Genomic DNA, 10,704 nt, shown 5'->3' with positions numbered 1-10,704 from the left:
CTTTCGAAACTTCAAAAACTTTAAAACTAAAATTCTTATCGCTTTGAACATGCAAAGAGAGAGAACCAATCTGATTCTCTCTCGTGCTTAGTTATAAGTCACCCACTACAGTTGACAAAGAGCCGTTATAAGTCACCCACTACAGTTGACAATGAGCCGAAAAAGCAGGGAAAATTATCGTTTTCCTGTTTTTTCGTCATAATATCTGCTACTTTATTTAACGTCTTCTTCTGGACGTGACTTGCGTTCAATATCTTTAAGAATGTTTTCTGTAAATTCTGCGATGCTTTCTGTGTGCGTAGCTTTGCTGCCGTAGCGGCGGACGTTGACGGTGCCGTCTGCCATTTCTTTGTCTCCAACGATGAGTTGGTAAGGAATTTTTTGCGTTTGTGAGGCACGAATCTTGTACTGCATTTTTTCGTTGCGCTCATCCACTTCGACACGGATACCACGGTCACGAAGCGTTTTAGCGACTTCCCAAGCGTAGTCAATGTGAGCTTCGTTTGAGATTGGAATAACAGTGACTTGTTGCGGTGCCAACCAAGTTGGGAAAGCTCCCTTGTAGTTTTCAATCAGGATAGCGGTAAAGCGTTCCATAGTTGAAATCACACCACGGTGAATCATGACTGGACGGTGTTCTTCACCATCTGCACCAACATATTTGAGGTCAAAGCGTTCTGGAAGCAAGAAGTCCAATTGGATTGTTGACAAGGTTTCTTCATTACCAAGAGCCGTTTTTACTTGAATATCCAATTTTGGACCGTAGAAAGCTGCTTCGCCTTCTGCTTCAAAATAATCCAACTCCATGTCATCCATGGCTGCTTTGAGCATGGTTTGCGCATTTTCCCACATTTCGTCGTTGTCATAGTATTTGTGCGTATCTTTAGGATCACGGTAGGATAGGCGGAAACGGTAATCTGTCAAGTTGAAATCTTCGTAAACATCAATAATCAACTGAAGTGTCTTTTGAAACTCATCTTGAATTTGCTCTGGTGTGACAAAGGTATGACCGTCATTCAATGACATTTCACGCACACGCTGCAGACCAGTCAGGGCACCTGATTTTTCATAACGGTGCATCATACCGATTTCTGCGATACGGATTGGCAACTCACGATAAGAATGCACATGGTGCTTATAGACCTCAATATGGTGCGGGCAATTCATTGGACGAAGAACGAAGGCTTCGCCATCACCCATGTCCATGGTTGGAAACATGTCCTCACGGTAGTGATCCCAGTGACCAGATGTCTTGTAAAGATCAACAGAGGCAATTGGCGGTGTGTAAACGTGTTGGTAGCCTGCAGCGATTTCCTTATCAACAATGTAGCGTTCTAGTGTGCGGCGGATAGTTGCTCCATTTGGCAGCCAGAATGGTAAACCTTGACCAACTTCTTGGGAAATCATAAAGAGATCAAGCTCTTTACCAAGTTTACGGTGGTCACGTTCTTTGGCTTCTTCCAAACGTTTGAGATAAGCTTTGAGATCTTTCTTATCAAACCAAGCTGTCCCGTAAATACGCTGCATCATGGCATTGTCGCTGTTCCCGCGCCAATAAGCACCGGCTACATTGAGCAAATGGAAGACTTGGATACGACCCGTTGATGGCACGTGTGGACCACGGCAGAGATCGACATATTCGCCTTGGCGATAGATGGTCAGACCCCCCTCATCTTCTGAATGTTCTTCAATCAATTCCAATTTGTATGGATCGTTTTTGAAGATGTCACGCGCCTCATCTTTGGTCACTTCTTCACGGATAGATGGGAAATTCTCTTTGACAATTTTCTTCATTTCTTCTTCAATACGCGGCAGATCTTCGTTAGAAATTTGACCTGCTTGATTGTCTGTATCGTAATAGAAACCATCTTCGATAGCTGGACCAACCCCCAAATGAATATCTGGGAAAAGACGGCGTGCCGCTTGGGCAAAGAGGTGAGCAGCTGAGTGACGAAGAATTGGCAAAGCATCCTCATGGTCAGGTGTCACGATTTCAATGCTGCCATCTTCAGTCAAAGCACGCGTTGTGTCCACTAATTTGCCGTTAAATTTACCTGCTAAGGCTTTCTTTGCGAGGGACTTGCTGATTGACTCAGCAATTTCAAAAGTTGTCACGCCGCTTGCGTATTCACGAACAGCGCCATCTGGAAAAGTAATGTTTATCATAATTAAGATATAAAGGGCATTAAAAGGACGAAGCGAAAATCAGAAATTTGAGCAGAGTGACTGGCACTCAAATGAGATTTATCTTTTTCGTAAAGTCCCTAGCTCGTATTCAGTTAATCAAATACGGACAAGCCCTCAGTTCCTTTCTATATTATTTTTAATTATTTTAAATAAAATCTTTATCCCAAAACAGATCTGAATTTCCTTTATTCTTTCTGTTTTAGTTCTTTCAATCTAAATATAAAAAATAGATTAGAGGCTATGATATAGCTTATGAGAGATAGAATGATGGAACGGTACTGATACATAGGCATATAACCATCCATATAAAGCTTTATAGGATAGTCTCTTATGGCATTAAATAGGTAGATGAAAGAGGTTAAACTAGCAAAATAACCTAACTTAATCATTAATCTACTATTTGCAAGCATCACCAAACTGTAAAAAGGCACAAGGTACAGAGCCATGGGAATAAATAGGAAAAATGAATAAACAACAATCAATTCAGTCCCCCATGGGAGTAGAGATATTAAAGCCCATAAATAGGTTCCAAGAAAAAGTAAAAGTAAACTAACTTTAACAGCTAAGACATTCAGTTTTTTCAATGTATCCTCCTCTGATAAACCTAGAACATCTTATAGTACTAGCTCAGAGAGCCCCTCTAGACAAAATAAAGCGACCTCCTCGAAAGGACGTCGCAACGTGGTTCCACCTTCATTCGTGTACAACAAAAAATTGTTAACACCTCAGATTGGCTGTAACGTCGCCACCGTTTTATGTTTGCATAAAATCAAGGAAGGAGTATTTAACGTCAATGCTGTGCCTTTACACCAACCAGGCACTCTCTATAAGCCAAAAGAGCATTAAACATATCTTCGTTGCTTATTATAGCAAAGGCAGAGCCATCTTGCAAGAATTTCTTTGTTTCCAACTGCATAAATTACATTTCCCATTTTCCTGCAATACTGTCCCATAAAACTCTTTAAAATAGCTAAGAAAATTCAAAATAGCAATGCTGATTTGAATCAGCATTGCTATTAATCATAGGATAAAAGTGACATTAGACTGCAATTATCAGCAGCACAATATGACACATCATTCATCGTCTTCAAAGACATCCCAAATACGGTCAATCAGCCGCTTAGGCGTTGTCATCACGCGTCTGGAAGCCCTGACTGTCTGTCTTGCTAAAGCGGCCGGAACATGCGTTGTATTGCGAATCACTTTAATACGTGTTGCTCCCCTAGGAGCTCCTTCACGAATAAACAGACTGGGTTTACGGTGATAATCCTTGGAAATGCTGACATCCAGATAAAGCTCATAAACTTCTTTGCCGAAATGCTCCGCTGAAATACTGTAGAGTTTTTCCTGCCACTTTTTATCATCTTTTGGTGTTTTAAAACTGATGGCATCTAAAATCGCTGACGCCATATCAGACTCTTTTTGGTACAGCAAACCAAACATAGGATCGTCAATTAAATCGTTCAAATAAGGGTTGTTCTGAGCAATAATCGGTGTACCGCTGGCCAAACTTTCTGGGAAAGTCAGCCCTTGTGTCTCACTGGTCGAAGCTGAAATAAAGAAATCTGCTGCTTTGTAATAGAGAGCAGTCTTTTCCTGTTTCACCATGCCTGTAAAAATAACATGCTTTTCTAAGCCCAATTCATGGGTCTGCTCTTCTAGGTCTTTACGATAAGGACCATCTCCCACAATAACCAATTTCACCTTGGAATTTTGTTTAAGAACCTCAGGCAGATTAGCAAGCACCGCTTGGATATTTTTTTCGTAGGAAATCCGCGACAGACTTAGCAACAAAGTTTCATCAGAGGCAACAGCTAATTGGTCGCGCAGAGCCTTAGCATCTTCTGGGGTAATATCAGGGCGCTCATATTTATCTAGCTCAATTCCTGTCGGAATAATACGTTTAGTAATCTCTACCTCATAACCGTCCAAGGTGTTTTGGGCAATGCGGCTTGGACAGATAACAGCATCATATTCCTTAAGGTACGAACGGATAAAGTATTTGACCATGCTCGGCTTAATTAAGCGTCCCTTAGCAATGTAATGAACATAATCTTCGTAATGGGTATGGTAGGTGTGCACCACAGGAATCCCCAGCTCACGGGCAATCAGATAACCAAACGTTCCTACAGAAAATTCGGTCTGAGTGTGAATAATATCCAATTCATACTCTTTAGCCAGCTTATAGGCTGTATTTAACCCTGAATAAACCATACGGCGATCCGTAAAAGCAATGAAAGGAATGCTGGGCAGACGAATAATAGTTGGATCAGGATCTACTTTCAAATCCTTTTCTGTTGCTGTAAAAATAAAAACATCATGTCCTGCTTTTTCCAACTCTTCCTTGAGTGTGCGTGTAGACGTTGCCACCCCTGAAACCTGCGGGAAATAAGTATCTGTAAATAAACCAATTCTCATCTTAAATCACCATGAGCCAACCGCCAAGCAGCAACTCGGGCAGAGACTGCAAAAGCACAGCCTGCCCAATCCTTTCACATCATTCTAAAACTAAAACTCAACCCTGTTTTTGTCTATAAATTTTCAACAGCATGGTAAACAGCCGCTAATTCCTGAGCTACAGCTTCAATGCGGCGGCTAACTGCAACAGCATAGCCTGCTTCTCTTTTTTGACTCTTACCATCTAAAACCAAGCGCAGAGCTGATACAAAGCTATCAATATCTGTTCCAAATTCAGCCGCTCTGCTATCCAGCCAGCCCTCATAGACTGGAATATCTCGTAACACCACATGCTGATGACTGGCCAAAGCCTCTAAAGTTACAATACCTTCAGTTTCCTCCAAGCTCGGGAAGAAGAAACAATCACTTCCAGACATCGCACCTTCATAAATCTCTCCCTTGATATAACCGGGAAAGATAACATTTGAAGGGTGATCACCTTTTACAATCCTGCGAATATAAGAGGGAACCAAGGCTAGATTAAGGTAGCCAAACCAGATAAAGGTCACATCTGGCATTTTTTCAGCAACCTTGACAAAGTCCTCAATGCCCTTACGGCGGAAATAAAGACCTGCCCCCATCACTACTTTTTGATTCTTGGTCAAACCAAAATAATCGCGAAAAGCCCTCTCTTTTTCTGGACTGGTCTGATATTTGGCCAAATCAATACCATTTGAAACTGCCCAAATCGGCTTATCAATGCCATAAGACTGAATCAAACCTTTAGAATACTCTGTCGGCGTAATAATAGCATCAGCCCGTTTATAAAACTGGCATAGCCACCACTTGAATAAGGGAGCGATTTGATTGGACAGAATAAAAGAATTTAAAAAATCTTCTTTAGTCGAATGCCCATGCATGATGACTTTTTTGCCAGAATGCTTTGCTTTATTAAGCAAAAACCAAGACTTAAGACCGTAAGTATTAAGATGAACAATATCATAATCCTCATGCGGATTCATGGTATAAGGGATTCCTTGGGTCTTCAAAGCATGTTCCTGATGCTTAATCGCACGGCCAATACCGGATTTACTCAGTGTTTTTTCACCTTCAAGGTAAAGTAAAACTTTCATACTCTCCATTATAGCTTAATTTGGAAAAAATTTCATGTAGCAATGCTAAAAGAGGTCTGCTGTACTGATAAAGCCATGATAATCCGCTCTGATAACTTATTTTATACAGTTGCAAGATTAAACCTATAAAAAAAGCGAGACTGTCGCATCGCCTTTATGAATTAGTATAAAATTTCTCTGTTTGCAACCTACTGTTTGCCAACTAAAAACCTTTCTGCCTGAGCTCAATTTGTTTTTGGCAGTGTTTTGGATGTATTTAGATAGGTTAGATTAGTTTTTCGAGGAAGGAGAGAAGAACTTGAGCTGACTGTTTTCCAGCTTGGATAATGAACTGGTCAAAGGTAATATTGGCATCATGAGCTGCAGTATCAGACATAGCTCGTACAACGATAAATGGTTTGCCCAGACTGTAAGCTGCTTGAGCAATAGCTGCGCCTTCCATTTCAACAGCCAATACTTGCGGAAAATGTGTTTTTATAGCGTCAATTTTCTCCCGACCGGCAATGAAGCTGTCTCCTGTTGCAATCAGGCCTATTTGAGCAGTTATCTCTGCCTGCGCCAGCACATTTTCAAAAACAGAAACAAAATTGGGATCACTCTCAAAATAGAGAGGCTGCATAGACATCTGACCATAATCATAGCCAAAAGCGGTCAAATCAACATCATGATAGGCAAGCTGAGAGGCCACCACCACGTCGCCAACAGCCAAATCCTCTGCCGCTGCTCCGGCTGAGCCTGTATTAATCACAGCATCAACAGCGAAACGGTCTGCTAAGATGGCTACTGACATAGCTGACATTACCTTACCGACACCAGACTGCACCAAAACAAGTTCGTGCCGGCCAATCACTCCCGTATAATAACTATTGCCAAGAACTGATACTTCTTTTTTATCTTCCAGCTTATCTACTAACAAAGTAAGTTCTTGCTCCATAGCAGCAATAATTCCAATTTTCATAAAAGCACCTTTTTCCAATAAAGAGAGGCCGCTGAAAAAGCAGCCCAGCTATCATTTTACAAATAAAAGACAGCAACAAAGAGAATAATCAGCAGAATAATCAGCCAAAAGAGCAGTTTGTTAAGTTTCTTTTGAAACTGTCCGCGCTTAGCATTCTCAATGCGGCGGCTCTTATAAACGTCAGCTTTATTTGTCTTAGCTGCATGATAGCCCTTTTGCTCCATCAAATCCCGTTCGTGATAGTCCACATAAAGTTTGTCTTCGTCCCAATCTGTACTTGGTGTGTCTTCATAAAATTGCTCACCACGATTGGCACGTTCGATAATCTCGTCTGTCAAGAGTGGCTTTCCCATATACTACTTCCCTCCAAAATGCAAAGCATAATACTGCAGCGCCATGATGGTCTTGGCATCTTGTATGCTGCCATTTTCAACGAGACTCCAAGCCTCTTCATAGCTAAGCTCGAGAAGTTCAATAGTCTCATCAGCATCCATCGGTCTGGGATGTTCAACCTTTTCCAACTCAGTCGCTGCAAACAAAGTGATTCTTTCGTTGCAAAATCCAATAGCTGTGTAGAAAGAATAAAGCTCTGTCAGCTTTCCTTGATAGCCAGTCTCTTCCTCTAACTCACGTTCTGCAGCTTCCTTTTCAAAACCATTTTCACCGATTTCCAGCTTACCTGCGGGAATTTCGTAAGAGACCGTCTCAATGGCCTTGCGGTACTGTTTGACCAAAATCAGCTTATTTTCCTTGGTAACTGCTAAAACAGCCACCGCCCCATTGTGAAAAATCAGCTCACGCTTAGCTTGTCCTAAGCCGTTTGGCAATTCCACATCATCAACAGCCACCTTAAAAACCTGGCCTTCAAAAATTGTTTTGCGCTGCAGCGTTTTTTCTTCAAAATCCATGATTGAGCCCTTTCATCCAGACTATACCCTATCATTTTACTATATTTTGGTTAGAATTGCCATTTTCAGGTAATTATCAAAAAAGCCTTGACTCATCAAGACTTTTTTTAATAGTCAACCACCTAAAATCTTACTGCAATATAGGCTAAAGAAGTGTCAATTTATTACGGGTGAAAGCTTTCAACTTTACTAGCTTTCGTTTTTCTCAGTACTAGACCGATACAATCATCGTAACAAAATTCTATATGAAAGGAAGAAAACCGTTTTAGGATCTCAATTCTCACTGCATTCAATCTCATATTTTTGGGAATCATCGGCTTTATAACCTAGATCTCCTACTCCAATCACCAGAAAAAGTACAATGACCAAACAAAGGATATTTATCAAGAGCGCAAGCAATGTCATCACTAAAATTACTCAGTAGCCACAAAGAGGGTTTTAAGTACTTAAAATTAGCACCCAAATAGTCATTCTCCAAAAACATACAAGCTTTTGCTGCCTTAGATTTTACTACAATTTTGCTAAAAGACCGTTTTTATGCGGTTAGGTCACGTTTTTGGTAAATGGCAAAGCTAAGAATAAGACTGACACCACTGACAGCTAGTGCAAGGCCTAACAACCAGCTGTTTAGCTCAACCTTGCTGAAAATATCTGACCCATTGGCAAAATAATAGGGCGTGAAATACTTGAGAAAATCAATATCAGGCACAATGCGGCACATCATGTCCATAACATAGAAAAGCAGCGTCAAACCCAGTGCAGCACCAAGCTGTCTGCGACGACTCAAAGCTGAAATCAAAAAACAGATACTGGTCAGCTCAAACTGCATGACAAAAGCCAGCGCATGATAGGTCAGAAAAGGTCTGATAGAAAAGTCCTGCCCAGATTGGCAAAGCCCTAAGGTTTCTAGGCTCATACACACCAGATTAAAGATGACTAGCATGACAAGAAGACTGACGAATTTACAAGCCAAAATCGCAATTCGGCTGTGAGGCAAAGTATAAAGAAACTCGCTAGTGTGTCCTTCTTCCTCCTTGGACAAGCTTCCTACTCCCAGCATACTGGCAAACATACCCGCCCCAAGTCCAAACATGATGGTAATCTCTGTTGCAAAGTAACCATCTAAAGTCGCAATACTCACCTTATCCAGACCAATAGCCTTACTCATATCACCCATTTTAGCATAAGTATCCGCTATACCAGCAATACTATCTGCTAAACTCTGGTAAAGCAGAATACAGCCATAGCAGATTAAACCGATTGCCAAAGACCAAATCACAAGGATCTTGACATTTTGCTTACATTCATGTCTTAACAAAACCATCTTAACCCTCCTCATAATAATGCCTAAACAAGTCTTCCAAAGAAGGCTCTTCTACCAAGAAATCGTCTGGCTGCAGGCTATCTAATTTCTTCAGCAAGTCGCTGCTGCTGCCTGTAAAAGAGAAGGTCTCCTCCTGATCGCCTTTCCAGACAGTCACGCGCTTGGACTGGCTGCGCGTCAAATTTTCAAGCGTATCAATTTTGAGGATTTTCCCATCTTTGATAATAGCTGCGCGGTCACAATGTGCCTTAACCTCCGAGAGAACATGCGAGGACAAAAAGCAAGTGCTGCCAGCTGCGCAAGCTTCCCGAACCAGCTTGAAAAAATGCTCCTGCATCAAAGGATCAAGGCCAGAAGTCGGCTCGTCCAAAATAAGCAATTCCGGTTGGTGCTGCAAAGCGCAGACAATAGAAACTTTTTTACGATTACCCAGAGACAACTCCTGAATTTTCTTGTCCAAAGGGACTTCTAAAATCTGACAAATCCGTTCGGCTTCGGCGCTGCAATCCTTTTTCCTAGCCTTGGCCGCAAAAGCAATGACCTCCTTAACCTTCATCTGCGGGTAAAACATGGCTTCTGATGGCATGTATCCGATATGATTGAGACTTTCCGTCAGTGAGCTGCAGCGCCCGCCAAACAAGGCCATCTGTCCGCCACTAGGCTTAATCAACCCCAAGAGACAACGAATAGTCGTTGATTTTCCAGATCCATTTGAGCCTAAAAAGCCAAAGACCTCACCTTTTTGCACTGACAGGGTCACATCTTCTGTACCCATGTGCTTGCCATAATATTTGCGCAAATGCTTGATATCAATAACCGTTTCAGTCATGATGACTCTCCTTCCCTTTTTTGTAAGACTCTAAAAGCTGGTTAAGCTTCTTACTGTCAATATGGCGTTTGATTTTGTTGGCAATAAAAATAGTCAGGTATTCCAGCATCACATAGATAATAAAGCAAGCAGCTGCTAGAAGATTGCCATCAAACCAGCTCAGCCATTGTCCAACAGCACCATAGAGGCAGGAACAAACGATTAAGCCAAGCAGCTCTCTTCTCGCTAACCTATCGGCCTCATCAAAGTTTTTAAATAAAAAAACCTGAATCTGCGTGATAACATAGGCCGCAATAACCATTTCGATTAAATAATAGATATTAGCTGTTGTTCTTCCCTGCAAGAGCTGGTAAACAGCATAGAAAAAATAGACGCAAAAGCAATAGACAGCTGTCTTATATTCATTGGCAATTTCCTGACTTAAGAAACGTTCCCACCACTTAGTCTTCATCTTTCATTCCCTCCTGCAAGACCTGTCTGAGTTTATTGGCATATTTGCGCGAGATAAGGACATGCTCACCATTCTCTAAAGTAGCTTCAATCCGGCCATAAGCCTGACTTTTGAATGACTGAATCTTGTAGATATTGACCACCATAGATTTAGCACAGCGAAAGAAACCATGGCTGGCATAGCAGCTGGCCAAGTCTTTCAAACTTCTGCTCACCTGATAAAGACCATCTGCTGTGTACAGAAAAGTCCTTCCGTCAACACTTTCAGCATAAAGCACCTCATCAACCTTAATATAAGTGTGGCCCGTTTCATTGGCGGCCAGAATTTTATCCTGACCTTGCGCAAGCAAATCACAAATCGCCTGAATCGTTGGACTGTACTTCCGGTAACGGACGAGGATTTCTTCCTCACCGTCTGTGATTTTTTCCAATCTTAATTTCACTGATTGTCTCCTTTGGATTAAAGTATAAACAAAACCTTTATTAATCTCAAGGCAACAAAGCCTAAGCTGCAAAAT

The 10,704-nt window shown here is 41.5% G+C and carries 11 protein-coding genes; all 11 read right to left on the bottom strand.

What is annotated here, in order from left to right:
- Positions 1-213: 213 nt before the first annotated feature.
- Complete coding sequence (gene thrS, locus ACVRZ8_RS08470) at positions 214-2,166, bottom strand: threonine--tRNA ligase (protein ID WP_447448884.1); 1,953 nt, start codon at positions 2,164-2,166, stop codon at positions 214-216.
- Positions 2,167-2,372: 206 nt separating this feature from the next.
- Entirely contained in the window at positions 2,373-2,771 is a 399-nt protein-coding gene (locus ACVRZ8_RS08465) for a hypothetical protein (protein ID WP_447448883.1), read from the bottom strand.
- Positions 2,772-3,261: 490 nt separating this feature from the next.
- Positions 3,262-4,605, bottom strand: a complete 1,344-nt coding sequence (locus ACVRZ8_RS08460) for a glycosyltransferase family 4 protein (RefSeq protein ID WP_447448882.1) — start codon at positions 4,603-4,605, stop codon at positions 3,262-3,264.
- A 113-nt stretch (positions 4,606-4,718) separates the two neighbouring features.
- Positions 4,719-5,717, bottom strand: a complete 999-nt coding sequence (locus tag ACVRZ8_RS08455) for an LTA glycolipid anchor biosynthesis glycosyltransferase, IagA/BgsA family (RefSeq protein ID WP_447448881.1) — start codon at positions 5,715-5,717, stop codon at positions 4,719-4,721.
- 265 nt (positions 5,718-5,982) lie between these two features.
- Positions 5,983-6,675, bottom strand: coding sequence for a 5'-methylthioadenosine/adenosylhomocysteine nucleosidase (locus tag ACVRZ8_RS08450; RefSeq protein ID WP_447448880.1), 693 nt, complete (start codon positions 6,673-6,675; stop codon positions 5,983-5,985).
- A gap of 56 nt (positions 6,676-6,731) precedes the next feature.
- Positions 6,732-7,028 carry a cell wall synthase accessory phosphoprotein MacP gene (gene macP / locus ACVRZ8_RS08445; protein ID WP_447448879.1) on the bottom strand — a complete coding sequence of 99 codons (297 nt, stop codon included), beginning with the start codon at positions 7,026-7,028 and terminating at the stop codon, positions 6,732-6,734.
- Positions 7,029-7,031: 3 nt separating this feature from the next.
- Positions 7,032-7,583 (bottom strand): NUDIX hydrolase, encoded by a 552-nt coding sequence (locus ACVRZ8_RS08440; RefSeq protein ID WP_447448878.1) that lies wholly within the window; start codon positions 7,581-7,583, stop codon positions 7,032-7,034.
- Positions 7,584-8,118: 535 nt separating this feature from the next.
- On the bottom strand, positions 8,119-8,907 hold the full coding sequence (locus ACVRZ8_RS08435; protein WP_447448877.1) for an ABC transporter permease subunit: 789 nt from the start codon (positions 8,905-8,907) through the stop codon (positions 8,119-8,121).
- Position 8,908: 1 nt separating this feature from the next.
- Positions 8,909-9,736 (bottom strand): ABC transporter ATP-binding protein, encoded by an 828-nt coding sequence (locus tag ACVRZ8_RS08430; protein ID WP_447448876.1) that lies wholly within the window; start codon positions 9,734-9,736, stop codon positions 8,909-8,911.
- Positions 9,729-10,187, bottom strand: a complete 459-nt coding sequence (locus ACVRZ8_RS08425; RefSeq protein ID WP_447448875.1) for a DUF3021 domain-containing protein — start codon at positions 10,185-10,187, stop codon at positions 9,729-9,731. The genes ACVRZ8_RS08430 and ACVRZ8_RS08425 overlap by 8 nt, the downstream gene beginning before the upstream one ends.
- A complete protein-coding gene (locus ACVRZ8_RS08420; protein WP_447448874.1) occupies positions 10,177-10,629 on the bottom strand; it encodes a LytTR family DNA-binding domain-containing protein in 453 nt (150 codons plus the stop codon). The genes ACVRZ8_RS08425 and ACVRZ8_RS08420 overlap by 11 nt, the downstream gene beginning before the upstream one ends.
- Between the last annotated feature and the right edge of the window lie 75 nt (positions 10,630-10,704).

It is taken from the genome of Streptococcus dentiloxodontae (assembly GCF_053206925.1).
This window is presented reverse-complemented; position numbering and strand designations above follow the sequence as displayed.

Excerpts from the sequence above, each read along its gene's own strand:
- thrS (WP_447448884.1), bottom strand. The coding sequence starts at position 2,166 with ATGATAAACATTACTTTTCCAGATGGCGCTGTTCGTGAATACGCAAGC.
- ACVRZ8_RS08460 (WP_447448882.1), bottom strand. The coding sequence starts at position 4,605 with ATGAGAATTGGTTTATTTACAGATACTTATTTCCCGCAGGTTTCAGGG.
- ACVRZ8_RS08455 (WP_447448881.1), bottom strand. The coding sequence starts at position 5,717 with ATGAAAGTTTTACTTTACCTTGAAGGTGAAAAAACACTGAGTAAATCC.
- ACVRZ8_RS08450 (WP_447448880.1), bottom strand. The coding sequence starts at position 6,675 with ATGAAAATTGGAATTATTGCTGCTATGGAGCAAGAACTTACTTTGTTA.
- macP (WP_447448879.1), bottom strand. The coding sequence starts at position 7,028 with ATGGGAAAGCCACTCTTGACAGACGAGATTATCGAACGTGCCAATCGT.
- ACVRZ8_RS08440 (WP_447448878.1), bottom strand. The coding sequence starts at position 7,583 with ATGGATTTTGAAGAAAAAACGCTGCAGCGCAAAACAATTTTTGAAGGC.
- ACVRZ8_RS08435 (WP_447448877.1), bottom strand. The coding sequence starts at position 8,907 with ATGGTTTTGTTAAGACATGAATGTAAGCAAAATGTCAAGATCCTTGTG.
- ACVRZ8_RS08430 (WP_447448876.1), bottom strand. The coding sequence starts at position 9,736 with ATGACTGAAACGGTTATTGATATCAAGCATTTGCGCAAATATTATGGC.
- ACVRZ8_RS08425 (WP_447448875.1), bottom strand. The coding sequence starts at position 10,187 with ATGAAGACTAAGTGGTGGGAACGTTTCTTAAGTCAGGAAATTGCCAAT.